This is a genomic window from Geobacillus thermodenitrificans subsp. thermodenitrificans DSM 465 (assembly GCF_000496575.1).
Lineage (GTDB): Bacteria > Bacillota > Bacilli > Bacillales > Anoxybacillaceae > Geobacillus > Geobacillus thermodenitrificans.
The window spans coordinates 114,933-136,780 of sequence record NZ_AYKT01000001.1 but is presented as its reverse complement, the minus strand read 5'-3'; the positions used below and the strand labels follow the sequence as shown (position 1 = coordinate 136,780).

General features: G+C 50.4%; 24 protein-coding genes. 5 read left to right on the top strand and 19 right to left on the bottom strand.

What is annotated here, in order from left to right; translation table 11 throughout:
• Nucleotides 1–48: 48 nt before the first annotated feature.
• The 3 genes from DSM465_RS0100710 to DSM465_RS0100700 form a co-directional block, all read right to left on the bottom strand.
• Entirely contained in the window at nucleotides 49–1,182 is a 1,134-nt protein-coding gene (locus tag DSM465_RS0100710; RefSeq protein WP_029760388.1) for an N-acetyldiaminopimelate deacetylase, read from the bottom strand.
• A gap of 56 nt (nucleotides 1,183–1,238) precedes the next feature.
• A complete protein-coding gene (gene dapD, locus DSM465_RS0100705; protein WP_008878761.1) occupies nucleotides 1,239–1,949 on the bottom strand; it encodes a 2,3,4,5-tetrahydropyridine-2,6-dicarboxylate N-acetyltransferase in 711 nt (236 codons plus the stop codon).
• Nucleotides 1,950–2,022: 73 nt separating this feature from the next.
• Nucleotides 2,023–2,895: a LysR family transcriptional regulator gene (locus DSM465_RS0100700; protein WP_008878762.1), complete on the bottom strand. Its 873-nt coding sequence runs from the start codon at nucleotides 2,893–2,895 to the stop codon at nucleotides 2,023–2,025.
• A gap of 118 nt (nucleotides 2,896–3,013) precedes the next feature.
• Here DSM465_RS0100700 and DSM465_RS0100695 point away from each other — a divergent pair, with 118 nt between their 5' ends.
• Nucleotides 3,014–3,757 carry a sulfite exporter TauE/SafE family protein gene (locus DSM465_RS0100695; protein ID WP_011887074.1) on the top strand — a complete coding sequence of 248 codons (744 nt, stop codon included), beginning with the start codon at nucleotides 3,014–3,016 and terminating at the stop codon, nucleotides 3,755–3,757.
• On the opposite strand, the gene cbpB is transcribed toward DSM465_RS0100695, so the two are convergent.
• The 5 genes from cbpB to fadH all read right to left on the bottom strand — a co-directional run bounded on the left by cbpB (nucleotide 3,714) and on the right by fadH (nucleotide 7,163).
• The gene (gene cbpB, locus DSM465_RS0100690) at nucleotides 3,714–4,190 is read right to left on the bottom strand and encodes a cyclic-di-AMP-binding protein CbpB (RefSeq protein ID WP_008878764.1); all 477 of its coding nucleotides are present in this window, start codon (nucleotides 4,188–4,190) and stop codon (nucleotides 3,714–3,716) included. The genes DSM465_RS0100695 and cbpB overlap by 44 nt on opposite strands.
• Before the next feature lie 103 nt (nucleotides 4,191–4,293).
• Nucleotides 4,294–4,491, bottom strand: coding sequence for an antirepressor AbbA (gene abbA / locus DSM465_RS0100685; RefSeq protein ID WP_008878765.1), 198 nt, complete (start codon nucleotides 4,489–4,491; stop codon nucleotides 4,294–4,296).
• Between the two features lie 119 nt (nucleotides 4,492–4,610).
• Entirely contained in the window at nucleotides 4,611–4,844 is a 234-nt protein-coding gene (locus DSM465_RS0100680) for a hypothetical protein (protein WP_008878766.1), read from the bottom strand.
• Between the two features lie 48 nt (nucleotides 4,845–4,892).
• A complete protein-coding gene (locus DSM465_RS0100675) occupies nucleotides 4,893–6,110 on the bottom strand; it encodes an EAL domain-containing protein (RefSeq protein WP_029760387.1) in 1,218 nt (405 codons plus the stop codon).
• Between the two features lie 285 nt (nucleotides 6,111–6,395).
• A complete protein-coding gene (gene fadH, locus DSM465_RS0100670; RefSeq protein WP_008878769.1) occupies nucleotides 6,396–7,163 on the bottom strand; it encodes a 2,4-dienoyl-CoA reductase in 768 nt (255 codons plus the stop codon).
• Between the two features lie 260 nt (nucleotides 7,164–7,423).
• Here fadH and DSM465_RS0100665 point away from each other — a divergent pair, with 260 nt between their 5' ends.
• Nucleotides 7,424–8,293, top strand: coding sequence for a metallophosphoesterase (locus DSM465_RS0100665; protein WP_008878770.1), 870 nt, complete (start codon nucleotides 7,424–7,426; stop codon nucleotides 8,291–8,293).
• 57 nt (nucleotides 8,294–8,350) lie between these two features.
• Nucleotides 8,351–8,785, top strand: a complete 435-nt coding sequence (locus DSM465_RS0100660) for a YkyB family protein (protein ID WP_008878771.1) — start codon at nucleotides 8,351–8,353, stop codon at nucleotides 8,783–8,785.
• A gap of 229 nt (nucleotides 8,786–9,014) precedes the next feature.
• On the opposite strand, the gene DSM465_RS20040 is transcribed toward DSM465_RS0100660, so the two are convergent.
• The 4 genes from DSM465_RS20040 to corA all read right to left on the bottom strand — a co-directional run bounded on the left by DSM465_RS20040 (nucleotide 9,015) and on the right by corA (nucleotide 12,591).
• Nucleotides 9,015–9,146, bottom strand: coding sequence for a hypothetical protein (locus DSM465_RS20040; RefSeq protein ID WP_255350167.1), 132 nt, complete (start codon nucleotides 9,144–9,146; stop codon nucleotides 9,015–9,017).
• Between the two features lie 260 nt (nucleotides 9,147–9,406).
• On the bottom strand, nucleotides 9,407–10,588 hold the full coding sequence (locus tag DSM465_RS0100655) for a GGDEF domain-containing response regulator (RefSeq protein WP_008878772.1): 1,182 nt from the start codon (nucleotides 10,586–10,588) through the stop codon (nucleotides 9,407–9,409).
• 291 nt (nucleotides 10,589–10,879) lie between these two features.
• Nucleotides 10,880–11,530, bottom strand: coding sequence for a glycoside hydrolase domain-containing protein (locus tag DSM465_RS0100650; RefSeq protein WP_008878774.1), 651 nt, complete (start codon nucleotides 11,528–11,530; stop codon nucleotides 10,880–10,882).
• A gap of 68 nt (nucleotides 11,531–11,598) precedes the next feature.
• The gene (gene corA / locus DSM465_RS0100645) at nucleotides 11,599–12,591 is read right to left on the bottom strand and encodes a magnesium/cobalt transporter CorA (protein WP_011887069.1); all 993 of its coding nucleotides are present in this window, start codon (nucleotides 12,589–12,591) and stop codon (nucleotides 11,599–11,601) included.
• A gap of 192 nt (nucleotides 12,592–12,783) precedes the next feature.
• Here corA and DSM465_RS0100640 point away from each other — a divergent pair, with 192 nt between their 5' ends.
• The gene (locus DSM465_RS0100640) at nucleotides 12,784–13,011 is read left to right on the top strand and encodes an IDEAL domain-containing protein (protein ID WP_008878776.1); all 228 of its coding nucleotides are present in this window, start codon (nucleotides 12,784–12,786) and stop codon (nucleotides 13,009–13,011) included.
• Nucleotides 13,012–13,167: 156 nt separating this feature from the next.
• Nucleotides 13,168–14,325 carry an aminotransferase A gene (locus DSM465_RS0100635; protein ID WP_029760386.1) on the top strand — a complete coding sequence of 386 codons (1,158 nt, stop codon included), beginning with the start codon at nucleotides 13,168–13,170 and terminating at the stop codon, nucleotides 14,323–14,325.
• Between the two features lie 201 nt (nucleotides 14,326–14,526).
• Here DSM465_RS0100635 and DSM465_RS0100630 read toward each other — a convergent pair whose 3' ends face one another.
• The 7 genes from DSM465_RS0100630 to DSM465_RS0100600 form a co-directional block, all read right to left on the bottom strand.
• The gene (locus tag DSM465_RS0100630; protein WP_008878778.1) at nucleotides 14,527–15,501 is read right to left on the bottom strand and encodes a quinone oxidoreductase family protein; all 975 of its coding nucleotides are present in this window, start codon (nucleotides 15,499–15,501) and stop codon (nucleotides 14,527–14,529) included.
• Nucleotides 15,498–16,280 carry a 2-phosphosulfolactate phosphatase gene (locus tag DSM465_RS0100625; RefSeq protein WP_171355324.1) on the bottom strand — a complete coding sequence of 261 codons (783 nt, stop codon included), beginning with the start codon at nucleotides 16,278–16,280 and terminating at the stop codon, nucleotides 15,498–15,500. The genes DSM465_RS0100630 and DSM465_RS0100625 overlap by 4 nt, the downstream gene beginning before the upstream one ends.
• Nucleotides 16,281–16,289: 9 nt before the next feature.
• The gene (locus DSM465_RS0100620) at nucleotides 16,290–17,348 is read right to left on the bottom strand and encodes a phosphotransferase family protein (protein ID WP_008878780.1); all 1,059 of its coding nucleotides are present in this window, start codon (nucleotides 17,346–17,348) and stop codon (nucleotides 16,290–16,292) included.
• Nucleotides 17,349–17,400: 52 nt separating this feature from the next.
• Nucleotides 17,401–17,976, bottom strand: coding sequence for a TetR/AcrR family transcriptional regulator (locus tag DSM465_RS0100615; protein WP_008878781.1), 576 nt, complete (start codon nucleotides 17,974–17,976; stop codon nucleotides 17,401–17,403).
• 96 nt (nucleotides 17,977–18,072) lie between these two features.
• Nucleotides 18,073–19,692: a long-chain-fatty-acid--CoA ligase gene (locus DSM465_RS0100610; RefSeq protein ID WP_029760385.1), complete on the bottom strand. Its 1,620-nt coding sequence runs from the start codon at nucleotides 19,690–19,692 to the stop codon at nucleotides 18,073–18,075.
• A gap of 21 nt (nucleotides 19,693–19,713) precedes the next feature.
• Nucleotides 19,714–20,496 (bottom strand): SDR family oxidoreductase, encoded by a 783-nt coding sequence (locus DSM465_RS0100605; protein WP_029760384.1) that lies wholly within the window; start codon nucleotides 20,494–20,496, stop codon nucleotides 19,714–19,716.
• Nucleotides 20,497–20,518: 22 nt separating this feature from the next.
• Nucleotides 20,519–21,727 carry an acyl-CoA dehydrogenase gene (locus DSM465_RS0100600; RefSeq protein WP_008878784.1) on the bottom strand — a complete coding sequence of 403 codons (1,209 nt, stop codon included), beginning with the start codon at nucleotides 21,725–21,727 and terminating at the stop codon, nucleotides 20,519–20,521.
• Nucleotides 21,728–21,848: the final 121 nt, after the last annotated feature.

The following is a 21,848-nucleotide window of genomic DNA, read 5'->3' as shown; positions in this document are numbered from 1 at the left end:
CCACCTCCTCACACACATAATGTGTCTTAATCGAGGTGGAACTATACTTCACTCCATATTTCCTTTCCACGAAAAATAGCTGATTAAAAAGGCGATGGCCCGATCGATTGCCGCTTCATTCGGGGCTAGCTTCGCATGGTGCAGCCCGTACGGGGAATCAACGCCAAGCCAAAACATAAAACCAGGAATTTCTGCCAGCATATAGCCAAAATCCTCACCGGTCATCGCCTCTTTGCAGCGAATAACATTCATATCAGTATGTGTCTCAGCAAATTGGATAAATTCCGTTGTCAGTGCCGGATTGTTGTACACTTCGTGGTACATGGCACCGTAATCAATCACCGCCTCACATTCATAGGCCACTTCCACCCCACGGACGAGCGCTTCAATCCGCCGCTTCACTGCCTGCATGGCATCGATCGACAGCGTCCGGATCGTCCCTTCGAGCCGAGCATGTTCGGCGATGACGTTTTGCACTGTCCCGCCGGTAATCTTTCCGATCGTAATGACGGCGCTGTCAAGCGGATCAACGTTGCGAGCGACGATCGATTGCAGCTGGGTGACGAGCGCACAGGCGGCAACGACCATATCGTTGGCTAGATGCGGAAACGCCGCATGGCCGCCTTTCCCTTTTAAGTCAATAAACAGCTCCGACGTATTGGCAAACAACAGGCCTTCTTTCGTTGCAATTGTGCCGACTGGATATTCCGGGGCAATATGCAAAGCAACAATCATATCCGGCTTCCACTCGCGCATTATATCGCTTTCTAACATCGGCTTCGCCCCACCTGGCCCTTCTTCGGCCGGCTGAAAAATAAACAGCAAATCGTCTCTGATTGGATTGTGGGCAAAATGGGTCAACACGCCAAGGGCAATGCTCATATGGACATCATGACCGCACGCATGCATTTGCCCTGCATGCTCGGAGCGGTACGGCAGACCAGTTTCTTCGCTGATCGGCAAGCCGTCGATATCAGCACGGTAGCCGATCGTTTTTCGCGGTGCTGTTCCGCTGACTTTCACAAAAATACCTGTTTTCCATGTCCGGACATCAAGCCGCTCTTGCGGCAGAGATTGAATATAATTAAGCAAATATTGCTGTGTTTTAAACTCCTGAAACCCGAGCTCGGGAATTTTATGCAAGTCGCGACGAATGGCGACAAATGGGCTGATCGTTTCCATCTTCTCTCCTCCATCGGAAAAAAGCTGTCCTGTGAGCGGACAGCTTTTTGATGTGATTATAATTGGCGAAGCTCTTGTTTAATTTCCGTTTTCGCTCTTGTTTGTTCATCGATTTGTTTAATAACGCGCGCCGGTACGCCGGCCACGACCGTATATGGCGGCACGTCTTCGACGACAATCGCGCCAGCAGCGACGACCGCCCCTTTGCCAACGGTGACACCTTCTAAAATGACAGCATTGGCTCCGATAAGAACATCATCTTCGATCACGACCGGCTTCGCTGATGGCGGTTCAATTACCCCAGCCAACACCGCACCAGCGCCGATGTGGCAGTTTTTCCCTACCGTTGCCCGACCGCCGAGCACGGCGTTCATATCGATCATCGTCCCTTCGCCGATGACGGCGCCGATGTTAATGACCGCTCCCATCATAATGACAGCATTGTCGCCGATCTCGACGTGATCACGAATAATGGCGCCCGGCTCAATGCGCGCTTTCACTCCTTTTAAATCCAGCAGCGGGATGGCCGAATTGCGACGATCATTTTCGACGACATAGTCCTCAATTTTGTCTTGATTCGCTTCGATGGCGGCTTGAATGTCTTGCCATTCGCCAAACACGACACCGGCGTTGCCAGTGATAAACGTTTTCGCGCTTGAGCCGAAATCGATACCCTCGAGATCCCCTTTTATGTACACTTTAACAGGCGTTGATTTTTTGCTGTTTTGAATAAACGAAATGATTTCATTGGCGTCCATCATCTTCATAGCCAATATCCTCCTTATTCCTGTGTTCTTTTTTTACTTTAGCAAACCAGAGAGCCTTGTGACAAGCACCAATTCATCGAGCAAAATGCCGTAATGTCTTCTCGAAGGCTTGTACTTGTGGAAGTTGCCATGCCACTTCCGAACTGATCAGCCATGTATCTCTGGTCATGGGCTCACCATGCTTCGTTTTTAACGGTATCATGTGAACAAGATGTTGTTCTCGATCACCTAAAGCAATTTCCGGTAAAATCGCATAACCAACGCCATGATAAGCAAGCTGTTTGCATGTTTCAATTTGATCGACCATCACCGTTCGTGGCGGCAAGGCTTGAAATTGCTCATGCCACCATTGTTGAATATGCAACGAATAAGTTGAATCGCTTTTAAATTGAATAAATGGCCGATCAGTATGGCGCAATTGCTCCAAAGATTGAATTTCTTGGTCTACTAAATATAGCTGATCGGTAAATAAACGTGTCGCCATCCCGCTCCAATTTGGCTTTCCACGAACAATCCCAAGTTGACATCGATTTTCATACATATGACTTAGGACTTCACTTGTCCATCCCGTCATCAACGAAACGTTTACATTGGGGTATAACTTCATAAACCTTTTTAACACGGCAGGCAGCCAATGTTGAGCAACGATGGAAGCCACCGCTATCGTTAATGTCCCGCTGATTTGCCCGACCAGTTGTTTCATTTCTTCTTTTACTTTGTTCGTTTTCTGCACAATTTCTTTGGCAAGCTGAACAATCTTTTCCCCCTCTGGTGTTAGCAGCAATCCGCGCTGAGACCGGATAAATATTTTCACATTCCAGCTGGCCTCGATCGTCTGTAGCCGTTGGGATAGTGCAGACTGGGTAACATACAGCCGGACAGCGGCTTTTCTCATATTTAATTCTTCCGCCAAAACAGTGAGGATTTCATACTCTGAAATATTCAAAACGATCATCCCTTTGATAAGTTTTTCTTATCATTTATGTCTATTTTTTTCACATTTTCTTATCGTTATAACAAAAATAAAATAGTTGTAGAACCCTTATCGAAAGGAGAATCTCTACATGGACTGGATCCTGTTTGTCCTCATTGGGTTTGCTACTTCATTCGTTGGTACATTAGCTGGCGGCGGTGGCCTTATCAGCATGCCCGTTCTGCTCACGCTCGGTGTTCCGATCCATCAGGCCATTTCCTCCGCCAAGTTTTCCAATACCATCAGCTCGTTTTCCAGCTTCTTCGTCTTGTTTCGCCAGCAAAACATTCGTGGGAAACAACTGCTTCTGATCATCCCGATCAGCCTCGGCGGGGGAGCCACAGGAGGGGCCATCGCCTCGCTGTTGTCCGAACGAACAATGACTATCATCGCGGTCATGTTGCTGTTGTTTGCACTATGCCTGCAACTTTTCAAAAAAAAGCCCAAATCAGCGGCAACAGCCCCTGCTCTCCCAAAAATTTTCTATCCGATTTTGTATGGCATTAGCGTCTATGATGGCATGTTTGGCCCCGGCCAAGCCACCATGCTCATGTATGCTTACTTACGCGCCGGCATGGATTACTTATCGGCCATGGCGCTGACAAGATTCCAAACGTTCATCAGCTGCTTTGGCGCAATGGCGTCTTATCTATACAGCGGCCTTATGAACTGGCATATCGCTCCGTTCTTGGCGATGGGATCGTTGATCGGCGCTCAAGTATCGGTTCGAGTCGCACAAAAACTGAAACAAAACCAGCTGCGCTTAATCTTACACACGATTACTTTTCTGCTCATTGTTCAGCTTCTTTTCGGCCTGGTTTCCGGCCGCCATTAAGCCTCCGCAGCTGTTTATTGAATTGCTTCAATATTTCACGGCGAGTAAAAATCCCTTCAAAATAACCGTTTTCATTTTCGACGCAGACAAACGGATGGTTGACAATCAGTCCGAGAGCCTTCAGCAAGCTGTCGTCAAGCTGCAGGCGCGGAATGTTTCGATTCATCACTTCCTCGACCTTCATCGTCTCGAGCCGTTCAAACTCGATGCGCTCCAATCCTAACAGCGCGTCCATAATCATCGTCATGCCAATTAGCCCGTGCAGTTTATACGATGTATCAAGAACTGGAATTGCTGAATAGCCGGTTTTTGTCAAGACGAGCAGCGCATGATCCAAATAGTTTTCAGGCTGAACGTGCGCAACTTTATCAGCAGGGATGAGAAATGGTTTAACTGTCATGTTGGCCAACTGTGTATTTTCTAACCATGTCATGCCAATGTTCCGCCTTTCTCTTTTTACGTCTTCTCCTCTCCGATTTTATCATATCATAAAAAAGACTATCGCTTCTTGCCAAGCGATAGCATAGAACGACATTTTACTCTTCCTCCGTTAAAAGGCGGTCGTATAAACGTAAAAGCTGCCGATATCGTTGTTCATCGGCTTCCTTATCCCCGTTTTCAATATCCGCTAGCTCAGAGCGGACAAGTTCGAGTGCATATTGCTGGCTGAACAGCACCTCAAGCAACAATGACGCCTCCTCGCCCGACAGCCGCAACGGCAGCCGCTTCGCCATCTTCATTCCTCCTTTGCCTCTTCCGCTTTCATATATATTCAGTGGCAAAGGAAAAAAGTCGTGGAAAAAAGCGTCATTCGCGGACAAGCAAAAAGGCCATCCGTATGAATGGCCTTTTTTCAATAATAGCGCAACGCCAAATAACCGATGGCAAAAATAGCGAGCAGGACAGCAAGCACGTAAGCAAGCAACACCGGGTTACGTAAATAGGCATGTTCCTGTACCGTTTTCGGAATCGGTCCATCAAGCTCCCCTTGCCAACGCTGTTGGCGGCCGAGGCGAACCGTATAGACGAACCCGATGATCGCAATCAATACAGAGAGGGCAGATAACACAAAAGTCAGCTGTGCCATAAGTTTCACCTCATGTTTACTTTGCCGCAATAAGATGATTTTATACCATCAATAATGGGCGTCATGCTCAAATAAATAACTGTACGACAAATCGATAAACAAATAATGATGCTCATCAATCGGGTACGAGTACGTCCGAATCGTCTCCCCGGTTTCAATGTCTGTATATAAATCCGATAGAATCCCTCTGCGGCGCGAACGCATGCGAATAATGTTTTCCAAAAAATACGGACGCCAACTCCAATTTTTCATGTAATATTGTTGCTGCAACTCCCAGCGGCTACCGCGCTTAAACATATTGCCTGATTGCTGAAAACCGTCCTCATCACAAACGTAAATGCGGAAGCAAACGTCATTCAGTTCGTCAGCCAATAGTGAAATGAGCTCATTAAAGCTGCTCACTTTTTTATATTTGCCAAGCAACGCGGCAACCCGTTGCTGAAACTGCTCAGAAATTTGATACAGTGTCTCAAGCTTTTTCTTTTCTTGTTGGATAAACCGATGGCATTCTTGGCGGAGAAGCTCTTTCAACAGATCACGCGGCACCACCTCTGGCGCCGGCTTGGCCAAATAATACCCTTGGTAATAGCGGCCGCCATGCCGCCAAGCGTACTGGAGCTGAAATGATGTTTCAATATCTTCATACAGAAGCGTCGCTCCGATTTTGCGCGCCAACAATGAAATGGAATGAACGATTTCTTGATAAGCTTGGTGGACAGACGTTTTCCGCAATTCATGCAAATCAATTTTTAAAATATCAGGCGACAAAACGCCGATCCGCTCGAGATGAATGCTATGTTCGGCGATATTATCGACCGCCACCTTAATGCCGTACGTGCGGATATACGTCAATAAATGGCTGAACTGATCCAAGTCGCCTTTAAAATGTTGCTCGTTAATTTCCAATACGATACGGCTAAGCGCCAACCCTTTCGCTTCATAAGCAAGAAGCAATTGCAAAAACGATTCGCCGCGGTCAAGCATTAACAAATTGGCGTCACGGTTTAAAAAGATGAGCAGCGTCTGGTCGGGCAGCGACAAAAAATAATCAAGCGCCTTTTTTGTAATGACATCATCCACTTCAATGCGAAACTCTTCCGGGATCGTGTCGTCATGAAAAAACGGCCCGAGGCTGACTGGCCCCGCTTCCGTTTGAAATCGCCCGAGCACTTCATACCCGATGACCCCATGCTCATCGGCGCTAAAAATCGGCTGATAGTACGGGATTGCTTGCGACAAGTTGGCCATCACGTCTAATGCATCCATCATGCTCACCTCATTCTCGTCGACCATCTTTGACTTTATTATACCATATTGACCAACCTTTTCCGGAACGAAAAAACGGATCTCCTAATCATAGGAAATCCGTTTGGACAGCAGCCGTTGTTCCACAAATGTAAGGCAAAATCCACTTAGAAAGTCGGTGATTTCATAACAACACAGCCAAGAAAGACATTTGCTAAATGGAGAAACCTTATGAACCTTGTCCTTCGTAGCGATTGAGGATCGCTGAATAAAGAAAGGACAGTGATTTTTTCACTAGCACGTTCGTTAAAACGGTCGCCGATTCAGCCATTGACCGCCGTCAACCGTGATGCAGGCACCGTTGATGTAAGCGGCTTCATCTGAAAGTAAAAACGCCGCAACCGCTGCAATCTCTTCTGGTGTTCCGAGCCGCCCGAGCGGCACGCTGTCGATCGTCATCCGCTCCGCCTCTTCTGATTCCCAAAGACGCTCCGCCCCACCTGTCCGCTCAATCGGTCCTGGAGCGATAGCGTTGACGCGGAAGCCATATTTTTTCCCCCACTCAACCGCCAATGTACGCGTCATCGCCAGCACCCCGGCCTTGGCGCTTGCTGAATGGATGACCCCCGCACCGGCATGCCAGGCGTATGTGGCAATGATGTTAACGATATTCCCTTTTAAGCCACGTTGAATCCAATAGTTGCCGACTTCCCGGCTACAGTAAAACGTACCGTTCAATACGATATTAATGACGCTGTTCCAACCGTTGATCGATAGCTTTTCCGCCGGGCAAATAAAATTGCCAGCCGCGTTGTTGACTAGAGCATCGATGCGGCCAAACTCCGCGTCAGCCCGTTTGACCATGTCTGCGACTTGCTCCGGGTTGCGCACATCCATCGGAACAGTGAGCACCTGTCCCCCGCCTGGTACGACCATTTCCTGTTTGGCCTCTTCAAGCGCCTCCGCCCGTCGTCCGGTAATAACGACGTTTGCCCCTTCGGCAACAAACCGCTTCGCCATATATTTCCCCATTCCGCTCGATCCACCGGTAATAATAATCACTTTTCCGTTCATTCACTTCTCCCCCTATGACTGATGGTTCATTCATTTTTTCTTATGCTTGGTTTTCTTTCTTTTTCTAGCATAGGGCAATTTCCCCCTCTTTTCAATAGAAATGACTGATTTTTTTGAAAATCAAAACACAATGGCTTCTTCTCTACTTTCACTTTCTAAGAATGATGACCTTCTTGATTTAACAACATTATTTTTCTCCTATTGTTCTTCCCTTTTCGTTTTCGTTATAATAAAGCTACTTGTGAAAGGACGGCGAAACGATGCACCGTATTGAAACAACCAAAATGAACCGACGCACGTTTTTAAAAAAGCTGACACGCACCGGCTTCGCCGCAGCGTTGGCAACATCGCTCGCCTACGGCTACGCCCGTTGGGTTGAACCGTCGCACTTGACGGTGACTCACCATACACTGTCACACCCGCTCATCCCGAAGGCGTTTGACGGCGTGAAACTGTTGCAATTCAGTGACCTCCATCTCGGTCATTATGACAGCTTGGAACGCTTTTACCGCATCATTAATCAAATAAACAAGCTGCAACCCGATATCGTTGTCTTCACCGGCGATTTGCTTCATGAGGCGAACCGATACCCGCACACCGAAGAGGTGGCAGATGCGTTGGCCTCCATCCGTGCTCCACTTGGGAAATTTAGCGTTTATGGCAACCACGACCACGGTGGCTACGGGACGGACATTTATCGCCGGCTGATGGAACGAGCTGGGTTTCGCGTCCTTGTCAACGAGCATGCGCTCGTTCGCCGTGGACAAGAGAGGATCGCTGTGGCCGGTGGCGATGATATGATGCTCGGCCAACCCGATTGGGCGAAAATGACGTCCGGCATTCCGGCGTCAACATATACAATCGCCCTCGTTCACGAACCGGATGGCGCTCTTGAGACATGCCGCTATCCGATTCATGTTCAACTGTCTGGCCATAGCCATGGCGGACAAATTCAACTTCCATTTATCGGCCCGCTCATTACGCCGCCGCTGTCCGAGCGGTATTATGAAGGATTTTACCACGTCGGCGGGCTTGTGCTATATGTCAACCGGGGACTCGGCACAACAAGGGTGCCGCTTCGCTTTTTCGCCCCGCCGGAGCTAACAGTCTTTTCGCTCATTCATCGCTAGAAATAGGTCAAGCAGATCACAACTATGCTATAATAGAAAGAAAAAGGAGACATGTCGATGAAACCGTTGCAGTTGACGGTCGACAATATCGCCAAAGCCATTTTTACAGTTAACCGCCATGCGAAAACGGCATTAAACCCTTCGTTTTTGTATCTTCTCAAGAAAAAAGCCATCGAAAAACTGCTTGAAGAAGGCAAGGCGAAAAAAGTCGGCCTCCATTTTTCCCGCAATCCGAAATATAGTCAGCAGCAATCCGATGTGCTCGTGGCCGTCGGCGACTACTATTTCCACATTCCTCCGACAAAACAAGATTTCGCCGCCCTTCCGCACCTCGGCGCGCTCAGCGACTCATACCGAAATCCTTCCGCCCGGATGCCTTTATCGGAGGCAAAAGCCATTCTCATCGCCTATACCGGAATCAAAGAATCGACGGAACGAAAACCGAGACGATTGGCAAAGCCTGTGTTTAAGCGGCTCGGTGACCGTTACTAAACAAGGCGCTGGAATGTTCCCAGCGCCTTGCTTCTGTCCTTCCTCCACTTACTTACAATAAAATCAAGGATCCCCACTCCGAGCAGCTATTGTTTCGCTTTGGTTGGAAGTGGAGATTTTCCGTTCAAAATAAGAAACAAGGGAAGCCCACTATCATTGAAGAAACACTCCTTGCCTAGCAGCCGCCATCTCAGTAGCAAAAACGCGCCTTATTATTCATCTAGCTCTTTTAGCAACCAAGCTCGCACCATTTCAGTGGCTTTATCACATACTCATCCCCCTTGCCGGTAGCATGGGCGATTGCCTGTTCGTCTTGGTGCAGCGGCAATACCAACACTTTATGCGGCGGAGATAGTGTCACACCTCACATTTTCCAGTCTAAAATGACAATGAAGTGCCGTCCGTTTTTTGATAGAGTGGCGATTCGAGGAAGGAAAGCCCGTCACCCAACTCATCAATGTCCACTTCCCACCCCTGCTCAGCAGCAAGCTTGCGAACGAGATCAGCGGTGACCGTTCACACCAGTGCACCGCCGTCGACAAAGGCAACAGACTATCTCTGTTTGCCCGCTCGGCGATGCTGTTCCTCCGCCGGACTGCCATTGACGGAAGTGGCTTGCTTCTAAACTCCCTCAACCCGGCTGCCGCCGCTCTTTTTGGCTGCATATAGCGCTTTATCGGCCAGTTTGAGCCAATGATCAAGCGATTCGTTCGGGTCGGAGCACTCGACAAAACCGGCGGAAAACGTGCACGATAGGCGTACGCCAGCTGCTTCGATTTCCTCTGAGGCGAACTGACGCTGCAGCCGCCCAAGCACACGGTGCGCCTCGCATGTCGAGGTTTTTGCCAGCCAAACGATAAACTCTTCACCCCCGAAACGAATGACCGTGTCCATTCCGCGCGTATGTTGAAGCAAAAAGGCGGCCAGTTTTTTTAACACCGCATCCCCCACTAAGTGTCCGAAGCGGTCGTTGACTTGCTTAAAATGGTCCAAATCAAGCAGCGCCAAACAGCTCGGTGTCCCGAAACGCTCAAGATCGCTGCGCAGGCGGACATACACTCGCGGTAAATATTTACGGTTATAGACGCCGGTTAACTCATCAATAAGCACCAATTTATCAATTTTCCGCTTTTTTTCTACGAGACGGTGAACACGAATGTATAGCTCACTAGCTGCCACCGGCTGCGCGATGACATCGTCGGCGCCAAGCCCATAACATTTCAGATGTACAGCTTTTCGTCCGTCTCTGCTAATGATCACTACTGGAATGTAGGAAGGCTGACTGGCGGTCTTCAGCAGAGCAACGAAAGGAGGAGTTTCTAAATCGTCTTCCCCGATGTTGACGATGATGCAGTCCGGGTTGAGGCGAAACATGGATGCGGCTGCTTGTTCGAGGGAAGGAAGCGTGATGAAGCGCCAAGGTACGGTTTGCCATGATCGACGGATATAAGCAAAAAATAACGGGTCGTTTCCGCAGAGAAGAATGTCAGCTTCCGCCCCTTGTTGTTGCAAGAAGGAAGCGATTGTAGAATCCGTTTCCTCGGCTTCATAGCAGCGGCGCAGGAGTGGAAACATCTCCGCTAGCACCTCCTCCACCGTCCATTGCCGTTCCTTTTGCCTGTTCATCCGGCGGAGAATCCGTTCTACTTCAGCAGCAAGATCATCGCGGCCGGTCACCTTCGCCGCTCGGCCGATGGCATCGAAAAACTGAGTCAGCTCCGCCCCGTCGAGCGAAGATGAAGACTCCCATTGTTCATACTGCTCTTTCATCCGGTCTAGTAACGAGACGATATAGGAATCCAACTTCCCTCTCCTTTCTTTATGTTAGCCATTCCGTAATCCCGATAAAAAGCCCTCGAACTGCTTTCATTTCCGTACTCATCTTTTCCTATATATTTATTAATATAGTCAACACGACCTAAAAACATTCTGACTTCCTTCCTCACCTCCTGCCGCGGAAGCGAGGGATTCTCACATTTCCTTTCGCTGAAGCAAATTCGGTTACTGTTCGTCTCCGCTTTCGTTTCACTCAGAAGTGGCCGCCTGCTCGATCAAGATAATAAAAAGGCCGTTGCCTTGCTGCAACGGCGCTGTTCAATATAAAAAGTCAAGCAGGCGGCGATCCGCCAAATTCGTATCAACCGGACAGCCTTCTGCGTCGCGCCCGTACTGCCACGCCCAAACGTTCGCGCTACAAGGCGGGGCGGCCGGCTGGTAACGCGGAGCTTTTTGTTCTTTCGTCGTTCCAGGCCTTGGGGCTGCGCTCCAAATAACGGCCTGTACCGCCACTTGATTGTTGTTCCCAACCGCCTCGCAATAGGCGGCGGCGAAATCCCCCTGCGTCGGATCGGCATACAGCCCCGGACGATACCCAGTCGGATAGAGCGTTTCCACCCAAGCCGTAATCCAAGCCGCATCGACAGCAAAAAAATCTTCGATGTTGGCAAACAGCAATTTATTTTTCGGAATGCCGAGCCGCCGTGCATGGAACACCGCATTGCGCGCCGCCACTTGGCCGTTCGCATAGCCAACCGCCTCACGAAAGGCATTATAAATTGGCAGTACTTTGATCCCATAGTTGCGGATGCGGGTGATCTCGTCCCGCGTCAGCCCTTCCGAGACGTTCGGTACTTCCACCAAATAGCGACCCCAAAATTTCGGGTAACCAAACTCCGTCCGTACACATTGAAACAATTGGTCTGTGACGACTTGCGCCGAATCAACGCCCCAAACACCTCGTACCATCCTTCCCCCTCCTTCACGGTCGCATTGCCATAGTTATATATATGAGGGGGCCAGCTTGTTTTATACGGTTACCGACGCCGTTCCTCCTTCGACGAGTCGCCTTTTAACAGCTGAAACCAACCGTTGCGTTTAAACCAAGCAAACATCATTATGCCGATGACTGCCATGATCGCCAATACAGCAAAGTACCCATATTTCCAGCGCAGTTCCGGCATATAATCAAAATTCATCCCGTAAATGCCGGCAATAAAGGTGAGCGGCATAAAAATCGTCGTAATGGCTGTAAATGTCATCATAATGTTGTTCATTCGGTTGGAGTTGAGCGACAAATAGCTATCCCGGATATCGGAGGTAATTTCCCGATTCGTCTCGATCATTTCCGACAGCTTCAATAAATGATCGTAAATATCATGGAAATACAACTGCCGTTCTTTCATGCGCTGCAGTCGGTCGGAGTGGATGATGCGATACAGTAAATCGCGCATCGGCACAATTGTCCGGCGCAATTTCGATAAATCGCCACGAATATCAAACACTTTTTCGATAATGTCATGAATCGGCTCATTGTTCGTATTTTCCTCTAGATCATTTAACACATCTTCAATATTGTACAGTGGCGGGAAGTAATCATCGACGAGTTTATCAATCAGCCGATACATAACATGAAACGGCCCCTGCTGCACATCCTGCTCGCGTTTCAGCCGCTCCCATACGTCATCGACTGCGTGAATCGACGACTTATGAAACGAAACGATAAAATTTTGTCCGACAAACAAGTCAACTTCCTCAGCCTCGAGGGTTGTTCCCGCAATCGCATGAAGGACAACAAATAAGTAGCGGTCATAAAAATCAAGTTTCGGACGCTGTACATATTCCAAACAGTCCTCAATCGCTAGCGGATGGAAACGGAAAAATGAAGCGAGTAAGTCCGACTCCTCGTCCGTCGGTTCATGAAAATCAACCCAATACCATGAAACGTCTGGACTGTTGACGAACGCTAAATCAACATCATGCATAACCTCAAACTCTTTTGTTACGACACACGTGCGAATCATCGCCATCTCACCTTGCCATTTTTTCTCTTCTTATCATAACCGAAAAGCTGTTACACACCAACAAAAAACGGGTAAAGAAATCGTGTAGAGAAAAAATTGACAAAAAATATTTATCTAAATTTTCTTTACATTTTCACCAAAAAGGACGATAATATAAAAAAGGGAACCCCTTCGTTCCCATATGGGAGGGAATTGACTATGTATGAAAAACAGTATCCAAACGAAGGCGCCATATTGTTCAACCAGCCTGAAGAAAAAAGCAGCTATGGTCCAATGGCCGAACAAGTGTTGAAAGAAGCACTCTTCCAGTTCCAGAGAAAAAAACTGATGGAAAAAATCGACGAGGCGCTTGCTACTGGCAACAAACCGTTGTTTGTCAAGCTTTCCGCCCAATATAACGACTTATTGAAAAAATACGGCGCGTAAAAGGAGAGAACGACGTTGGAGTGTGAATCATCTATGACAGGATGAGCCCCATTTCCGTCTACGGAAAACGATCCGAACGGAAAGGGGCTCATTTTTGTTTTTCCGTTTTGCAGGCCCAATGGTACAATAGAGAAAAAACGGAAAGGTGGACAGCTTGTGAAACACCTCATTCAGCCACGCGTTCAAGCCATTCAACTATCTGGCATCCGTCAATTTTTCAACCTTGTCTCCGGCCGGCCAGGGTTAGTTTCCTTGACGATCGGCCAACCGGATTTTCCGACACCCGATCATGTGAAAGTGGCAGCCCAAGAAGCGATCGCCGCCGATTTCACAACATATACGGCGAACGCCGGTCTCCTGGAGTTGCGCCAAGCTGCTTGTCAATTTGTCGCTGATAAATACGGGCTTCGCTACAGCCCGGATGAAGTGATCGCCACCGTTGGCGCCAGCCAGGCGCTCGACATTACGTTTCGCACCATTTTAGAAGAAGGGACGGAGGTGCTTCTTCCCGCGCCGGTCTACCCCGGCTATGAGCCGCTCATCCGCTTGTGCGGGGCGAAACCGGTGTACATCGATACAAGACAAAACGGCTTTCGTCTGTCGGCCGAGTTGATTAAGCCTTACCTCACCGACAAGACACGTTGCCTCGTCCTTCCGTATCCGTCCAATCCGACCGGAACGACGCTGTCAAGTGAAGCGCTGGAAGCCATCGCTGCACTGATGAAAGGAAGGCCGATTTGGATCGTGTCTGACGAAATTTACAGCGAGCTCGTCTATCGCGGGCGCCACCGCTCAATCGCTGAATGGTTGCCAGAGCAGACTATTGTCATCAACGGTCTAAGCAAATCACACTCGATGACCGGCTGGCGCATCGGATTGGTTTTCGCTCCGTCCTTTGTCATCGAACAGATGGTCAAGGTGCATCAATACAGCGTCTCCTGCACGTCGTCGATCAGCCAAAAAGCAGCGGTTGAGGCGCTTACCGCCGGCAAAAATGACGCCGAGGCAATGCGCGCTGCCTACGCTGAACGGCTTGAGTACGCTTACAATCGCCTCACAGCCATGGGGCTGCCTGTGGAAAAGCCGGACGGCGCGTTTTATTTGTTTCCGTCGATCGCTGCGTTTCGTATGCCGTCGTTCGATTTTGCCCTTGATGTCGTTGAAAAAGCCGGCGTCGCCCTTGTTCCCGGAAGCGCCTTTTCTGAATACGGCGAAGGCTACGTTCGCCTGTCATACGCCTATTCGCTCGATGTGCTCAAAGAAGGGCTCGATCGGCTCGAACGATACGTTCACGAAAAGAGAAACAGTCTATAAAACAAATGTAACGCTGTTTTCCTTTCAGCGCGATATCGTATGCGGTGGCCGCCGATTGGTTTACGCACATATAAAAGGGTGTCCCACAAAGACAACGGGACACCCTTTTTCATCACGATATACGATCTGAACACTTCCACAATACAGCATCTTGTCTCTCTTGAAGAAAGGCGATCTTTCTGGTCAACTCCATTCCTCTTTTTACGGCACAAGTAACAGTTTGCCGCTCGTTTTCCTCCCTTGCAACAGCTCGTGTACCATAGCCGCCTGCTCAAGCGGATAGACGCCGCCGATGATCAGCTCTAAGCTTCCTTCTTGCACCCAATGGAGCAATTCACGCAAGCTTTGCTCGTACAGCGCCCGCTTCCGCATGATTTGCGGCAAGAAAAAGCCGACGACAGACCAGTTTTTCGCCATCAGACGAGCTGGGTTAAGGCGCGTCATCTCCCCGCTTGCCATGCCGTAAACAACAAGGCGACCGAACGGGGCGAGGCAATCAAGCGTTTGATGGAAAATACCGCCGCCCACCATTTCCAAGGCAACGTCAACGCCGCGGCCATCAGTCGCCTCCATCACAGCCTTGGTCCAGTCGTTTTGCGTATAATCGATCGTCACATCAGCACCAAGACGCCGAGCAAGCTCCCGCTTTTCTTCGGTGCTCGCCGTGGCGATAACGGTTTTCGCGCCGAACCGTTTCGCCAGCTGCACGGCGAGCGTGCCGACGCCGCCGGCTGCCGCGTGAACGAGCACCGTTTCTCCGTCCTCCAGACGGCTCATCGTTTTTAAAATATGATAGGCACTTAACCCTTGCACCGGCAGCGCCGCTGCTTGTTGGACATCCATCCCATCCGGCAGCGGCACGACCGCCCGCTCATCAACGGCAACAAACTCGGCGTACCCTCCCGACTCCACTAAGGCGACGACGCGCTGCCCTGGGCGGATCGCCTGCACGTCCGGACCAACTTCACGGACGACACCGGCCACTTCAGTTCCAGGCACGAATGGAAGCGGTGTCGGTACAACGTAGCGTCCTTCTCGTCTCGCTGTATCGGCGTAATTGACGCCAATCGCCTCCGCCTCAATCAACACGTGGCGACCGGATGGCGACGGGCGTTCTACCTCTTTCACCTCAAGCACATCTGGACCGCCGTATTCCGTAAATTGTACCATTTTCATTGTTGTTTCCCCTCCCCCGCTACTTTCGTTTGCGTCATATCACGCATTTCCGGTCCAAACGACTCACACTCAAGTTTCGGAACGACAGAAAGAGCTCCATGCTGGTTGATGTAGTCGATCTCCTTTTCGAGACCGTAAGCGGCCATCCAGCGCCCGACACGCGAGGAGGACAGCACTTCTTTCGCCCTTCTTTCACCGCTATATTGCCGATAAAACAGCCAAGCAGCCATGGCGCTATCGGAAAGCTCTGCAGCAGCGATTCCGTGCTCAATCAGGCAATGAACAAAATAGCCGGCGCCATAAAAATCCTCAAGACAAAATCGGCCGGATGAGCCGGAACAAATGGCGATAATCGTCTCTTCCCGATGTGAGCGGCAAACATATTCGCCGACTGCTGGGCTATTGAGCAAACTCGCTGCATACACAGCGCGGGCTGGCATCGCCTTACGAAGCGCCACCGTGCCGTTCGTCGTCGACAACACCACCGTTTTCCCCGGGCAAACAGTTTGCAAAAACAGCGGCGCTGGCGGGTGGAAGCCAACGATCGTCCGCCCTTCGCTTTCGCCGACAAGTTCGTAGCTCCCGTCAGGCAATCGCCGCCCGACTTCTCTCGCTTCGGCGGCGCTATACACCGGAATGACTGAGCGGGCGCCGGCAGCCAATGCCGCTGTAATCGATGACGTCGCGAGCAAGACATCAAACACAACGGCCACTTTACCGTCAGCAAGTGCGGTTTCGTCAATATCTTCTTTGCGCAGTACAACATGCACTTTCGTGATCATACTCTCTCACCGCCTTGTCGCCAGCTGCCACGCATGCTCAATGAGCGCCTCGACAAACTGGTTGAAATGACGAAACCGCTCATCATTTGTTTGTCCGCGGCGATAGCGGTAATAAATTTGTTGACAGATGACGGCCAATTTAAAATAAGCAAACGTTAAATAAACGTGCATATCGGAAACATCGCGTCCGCTTTTTTCTGCATACGCAGCAATAAACTGTTCACGCGTATAAAAGCCAGGCCGAACGGTGACCGGCTCGCGGCCGAAACCTTGCTTGACAAGCGGTGGGTCGTCTTCCTCAACCCAATAACTCATCGCCACCGCCAAATCAGCAAGCGGGTCGCCAACAGTCGACATTTCCCAATCGAACAAGCCAACCATTTTCGTTGCATCATCCTCAGCAAACAAGGCGTTATTCAGCTTAAAATCGTAATGGATGACCGTCGCCTCCCGCTGTGGCGGGATATGGGAAGCAAGCCACTTCATAAGCGCCTCAGCCGCTGGAACATCATCTGTTTTCGCTCGTTCGTAGCGTTGAATCCATCCGTGCACTTGCCGCTCCATAAACCCTTCTGGCTTGACTATCTGCACAAGGCGCGTTTTCGTATAGTCAATTTGATGAATGTTGACAAGCGTCTCAACCATCGTCTCGGAAATGCCGCGGCAGACGTCTTCCGTGGGGTCGATGCCATCTGGGAAATCGCTGTCAATCACAACGCCGTGACGTCGCTCCATCACAAAAAACGGGCTGCCGATAACCGATTCATCTTCACAAAAGTAGAATGGCTTCGGGGCCAATGGGAACAGTGGATGAATTTCAGCAAGCCATGTGCTCTCCCGCTTCATATCGTGCGCTTTCGGCGGCACGGGGCCAAACGGCGGGCGGCGCAGCACCGCCTCCCATTCCCCGCAGCGAAGCAAATACGTTAAATTCGACCGACCGGCGGAAAATTGCTTGATCTCGAGCTCGCCGTCCGGTATATCCGGCAACACTGTGCGTAAAAACTTAGCCAGCTTTTCGGCTGGCAGTTCTTCCCCTTTGCGAACCGGAATAATGGCGGTCAATCTCCCCTCTCCCCCTTTACGAACGCGTTTGGGTGTGCGCCGTTTCACTTGTCTATCGAGTATATGGCGCACTCATTCCTTCAATCAAAATCGTCACCATTTGTTTCGCCACTTCAGCATCGGTCAGCTCGCCGTCCGGACGAAACCAATGATAGCTCCAATTGGCCGCCCCAAGCACAGTAAGGGTAGCAATCGATGGCGACAAATCGCGGCGCAGTTCGCCAGTTTTCATTCCTTCTTCAATTAACGCCTGCAGATGATAGCGGAACAAATCGCGCTTTTCTTTCACTTTTTGCAAATGTTCCTCGCTTAAATGCTTCATCTCACGGAAAAAAATGCGCGCCTGTCTTCCTTGCCGCTCGACATTATGAATGAGCATATAAACGATGGCGTACAACTTTTCCCGCATCGTCCGCTGCTCATCATTCATAATGCGCGCCTGTTCGCTAAGCAGCCCTTCAATGTAGCGAAGATGAATGTCCATGAGCAGCTCTTCTTTGCTTTTGAAATAGTAGTAAAACGTCCCTTTCGTCACCCCGAGAGCATCGACAATATCTTGAATCGACGTTTCGCTAAACCCGTTTTGTTCAAATAATTCAATGCTGGCAGCGATAATTTTTTCCCTCATGTCTTTACACCTCTTGCCTTACATGTAGTCACCGCCAGCTATTTTACCATAAAACGGCCAAGCCTGCTCGGGACCTGGCCGTCAACTGCGCCTTCGTCATTGCGGGCGAGACGCCTCTTCGCGCAAAGCACGACGCAAAATTTTGCCAACGTTCGTTTTCGGCAGTTCGGTGCGGAACTCGACGATGCGCGGCACTTTATAGGACGCTAGATTTTTCCTACAATAACGAATAATATCGTCTTCGTTCGCCTGTTGCCCGTCTTTTAAGACGATGACCGCCTTCACTGTTTCGCCGCGATACGAATCCGGCACACCGATCACCACCGCCTCTTTCACGGCTGGATGTTCATATAGCACTTCCTCGACCTCGCGCGGATAAATGTTATAGCCGCCAGCAATGATCATATCTTTTTTCCGATCGACAATCGTCACGTACCCCTCCTCGTCAATCGAAGCCAAATCTCCGGTGTACAGCCATCCGTCTCGCAGCGTCACCGCTGTTTCCTCCGGCATGTTCCAATACCCCTTCATCACTTGCGGACCGCGGATGATGAGTTCACCGACCTCACCCGGCGGCAATTCTTGCGTGCCCGTCGCCACATCGACGACTTTGTACTCAGTAAGTGGCATGCCGATGCCGACTGTCCCCGGCTTGCGTGCAGCAAACGGTGGATTGCAGTGCGTCACCGGGGATGCTTCGGACAGTCCGTACCCTTCGAGAACGACCGCCCCGGTTTTTGCCTCAAAATCGCGCATGAGCTCCAGCGGCATCGGTGCGCTGCCGCTGTTGCACGTTTTAATACTGCTGATGCCGTATTGCTCGACTCCAGGTGTGTTCGTAATGGCAACATACATCGTCGGCACACCGGGGAACACAGTCGGCTGCTTGTCTCGGATCGTCTCGAGCACCTCCTTCAGCTCAAAGCGCGGCAATAAAATGTTTTCCGCTCCTTGATAAATGGCCAAGTTCATTCCCGAAGTCATGGCGAAGACGTGGAAGAGTGGGATCACAGTTAAATAGCGCTCTTTTCCCATCTCAAACGTGCCTTTGAAAAATTCGGCACATTGCAAAACATTGGCGAAAATGTTGCGATGGCTGAGCATCGCCCCTTTCGAGCGTCCTGTCGTTCCGCCCGTGTATTGCAGTACAGCGACGTCATGCGCTGGTTCGATTGGCACTGGACGCACTTGCCCGCTTCCTTCGGCGAGAAACTCATCAAATGTGACGTCTTCGGCGGCCAATGAAGCGGAGGACGGCGCTCCGAAGCTAACGGTCACCGCCCGCTTGATGGCCGTCCCCTCTCTTACTGCGGCGAGACGCGGATAAAGCGGTTCATAAATAATGATCGTCTCAGCTCCGGAATCGTTCAGCACATACGCCAGTTCACGCTCGACGAGCATCGGATTCACTTGGGTGACGATAGCGCCAGCCTGTAAAATGCCATAGTACGCAATGACGTATTGTGGACAGTTCGGCAGCATAATCGCGACACGGTCGCCTTTTTGCACTCCAAGCGTCTGCAGACTGGAGGCGAAGCGGTTAACCGCCGCAACGAGCTCAGCATACGTGATCGTTTTGCCGTAAAACGTCAGTGCGGGATGGCTGCTAAATTGCGCTGCCCGCTCATGGAGCACATCGCATACCGTTTTGTCCGGAATGTCAATATGAAATGACACATGTTCCGGATAAAGAGACAAGGCCCGTTTTTCGCTCATTTGCTTTCCCCCTTACTTTCGTTAAATGCCAGACGCATGACTGCCGCCGTCAACGACGAGGAGCGCGCCGGTGACAAACGCGGATGCCGGCGAAGCGAGGAATAAGACAGCGCCTTTTAAGTCATCCTCACCACCAAAGCGGCCGAGCGGCGTATGTTCCAACACTTTTTGACCGACACGCTCAAGGACGACACGCGACATTTTCGTTGGGAAAAAGCCAGGTGCGACCGCATTGACGCGAATACCGTGTTTTCCCCACTTGGCAGCTAGATCGCGCGTAAACGTAATGACTGCCCCTTTGCTTGTGTTGTAGCCAATCGTATTTAAAATGTCCGGATGCGTGCCGCCAAGGCCAGCGACAGAGGCGATATTGATGATGGCGCCTCCGGTTTGCTTGGCAATCATCACTTTGCCGACCTCTTGGCTCATCAAAAACGTACCAGTGACGTTGACGTTCATTACCTTTTGCCATGCTTCAAGCGGCATCTCCTCAACCGGCGCCCCCCATGTCGCTCCGCTGTTGTTGACCAAAATATCAATGCCGCCAAATTCTTTTTCCGTCGTTTCGACGACCTTTTTTACGTCATCCGGGTTCGTTACATCGCACGGCAAAGCAAGTGAGCGAACGCCGAGCCGTTCAATTTTTTCTTTTACTTGCTCACACGCTTCCACCTTGCGCGAGCAGACGATGACGTTCGCCCCGGCTTCGGCGAGGCCGATGGCGATTTGTTCACCGAGACCTCGCCCACCACCGGTGACGATGGCCGTTTTTCCTTCAATTTTAAATAAGTCGAGCACATGCATGAACGCCACTTCCTCCCCCATGCTATTGATATTGACGCAGTTCAAGCTTTGCAACTTGCTCTTTATGCACTTCGTCTGGCCCATCAGCGAGACGGAGCGTGCGCGAGTTCGCCCACATGGCGGCAAGCGGGAAGTCGTTGCTCACCCCGGCGGCACCGAACGCTTGAATGGCGCGATCAATCACTTTTAAGGCGACATTTGGAGCGACAACTTTAATCATGGCAATTTCTTTACGCGCAACCTTGTTACCGACTGTATCCATCATGTACGCTGCTTTCATTGTCAACAGGCGCGCCTGCTCAATCTCGATGCGCGACTGGGCGATCCAATCGCGGATCACGCCATGCTCAGCGAGCGGCTTGCCGAACGCTACCCGCGACTGCACACGCCGGCACATGAGCTCAAGCGCTCGTTCCGCCGCACCAATGAGGCGCATGCAATGGTGAATCCGTCCTGGACCGAGCCTTCCTTGGGCGATAGCGAACCCTTTTCCTTCCCCCCAAATGATGTTTTCTTTCGGCACCCGCACGTGATCATATGTAATCTCCGCATGTCCGTGCGGCGCATGATCAAAGCCAAACACCGGCAACATCCGTTCGATTTTCACACCTGGTGTATCGAGTGGAACGATGATCATCGACTGCTGTTCATGTTTTGGGGCGTCCGGGTTCGTTTTGCCCATGACGATGGCCACTTTGCAGCGCGGGTCACCGGCGCCGGACGACCACCATTTCCGTCCGGTAATGACATATTCGTCACCGTCACGGATGATCGACGCACGAATATTCGTCGCATCGCTTGACGCCACATCCGGCTCGGTCATTGAGAAGCACGAGCGGATTTCCCCGTTTAAGAGCGGAACGAGCCATTTTTGTTTTTGCTCCTCGCTACCGTAGCGGACAAGCACTTCCATGTTGCCTGTATCCGGCGCATTGCAGTTGAACACTTCCGGAGCGATAAGGGAACGGCCCATAATTTCGCAAAGCGGGGCGTACTCGACGTTCGTTAAGCCGGCTCCGTACTCGCTGTCCGGCAAAAACAAATTCCAAAGCCCTTCTTTTTTGGCTTTTTCCTTTAGCTCTTCGATGATCGGTGGCACGCCTGACCATCTCGACTCTTGTGCATTCAGCTGCTCCTCGTACACTTTTTCGTTCGGATAAATATACTCCTCCATGAAAGCGCTTAATTTTCTAATCAGCTCTTGGACTTTCGGCGAATAGGAAAAGTCCATGCCCTCCCCCCCTTTATACCAACCGGTTAGTATGTTCCTCTTACTTCTACTATACCTCGATAAGAATTAATATTCAATATTTTTTGATAAATATATTTAGCATAAAAAATGGGGCGAAAAC

Excerpts from the sequence above, each read along its gene's own strand:
- DSM465_RS0100630 (WP_008878778.1), bottom strand. The coding sequence starts at position 15,501 with ATGAAAATGGTACAATTTACGGAATACGGCGGTCCAGATGTGCTTGAG.
- DSM465_RS0100610 (WP_029760385.1), bottom strand. The coding sequence starts at position 19,692 with ATGAGCGAAAAACGGGCCTTGTCTCTTTATCCGGAACATGTGTCATTT.
- DSM465_RS0100650 (WP_008878774.1), bottom strand. The coding sequence starts at position 11,530 with ATGGTACGAGGTGTTTGGGGCGTTGATTCGGCGCAAGTCGTCACAGAC.
- DSM465_RS0100660 (WP_008878771.1), top strand. The coding sequence starts at position 8,351 with ATGAAACCGTTGCAGTTGACGGTCGACAATATCGCCAAAGCCATTTTT.
- DSM465_RS0100600 (WP_008878784.1), bottom strand. The coding sequence starts at position 21,727 with ATGGACTTTTCCTATTCGCCGAAAGTCCAAGAGCTGATTAGAAAATTA.
- DSM465_RS0100615 (WP_008878781.1), bottom strand. The coding sequence starts at position 17,976 with ATGAGGGAAAAAATTATCGCTGCCAGCATTGAATTATTTGAACAAAAC.
- DSM465_RS0100640 (WP_008878776.1), top strand. The coding sequence starts at position 12,784 with ATGTATGAAAAACAGTATCCAAACGAAGGCGCCATATTGTTCAACCAG.
- cbpB (WP_008878764.1), bottom strand. The coding sequence starts at position 4,190 with ATGACATGGTTAGAAAATACACAGTTGGCCAACATGACAGTTAAACCA.
- DSM465_RS0100675 (WP_029760387.1), bottom strand. The coding sequence starts at position 6,110 with ATGGATGCATTAGACGTGATGGCCAACTTGTCGCAAGCAATCCCGTAC.
- DSM465_RS0100605 (WP_029760384.1), bottom strand. The coding sequence starts at position 20,496 with ATGCATGTGCTCGACTTATTTAAAATTGAAGGAAAAACGGCCATCGTC.
- DSM465_RS0100710 (WP_029760388.1), bottom strand. The coding sequence starts at position 1,182 with ATGGAAACGATCAGCCCATTTGTCGCCATTCGTCGCGACTTGCATAAA.
- fadH (WP_008878769.1), bottom strand. The coding sequence starts at position 7,163 with ATGAACGGAAAAGTGATTATTATTACCGGTGGATCGAGCGGAATGGGG.
- corA (WP_011887069.1), bottom strand. The coding sequence starts at position 12,591 with ATGGCGATGATTCGCACGTGTGTCGTAACAAAAGAGTTTGAGGTTATG.
- DSM465_RS0100680 (WP_008878766.1), bottom strand. The coding sequence starts at position 4,844 with ATGGCACAGCTGACTTTTGTGTTATCTGCCCTCTCTGTATTGATTGCG.
- dapD (WP_008878761.1), bottom strand. The coding sequence starts at position 1,949 with ATGAAGATGATGGACGCCAATGAAATCATTTCGTTTATTCAAAACAGC.
- DSM465_RS0100695 (WP_011887074.1), top strand. The coding sequence starts at position 3,014 with ATGGACTGGATCCTGTTTGTCCTCATTGGGTTTGCTACTTCATTCGTT.
- DSM465_RS0100665 (WP_008878770.1), top strand. The coding sequence starts at position 7,424 with ATGCACCGTATTGAAACAACCAAAATGAACCGACGCACGTTTTTAAAA.
- abbA (WP_008878765.1), bottom strand. The coding sequence starts at position 4,491 with ATGGCGAAGCGGCTGCCGTTGCGGCTGTCGGGCGAGGAGGCGTCATTG.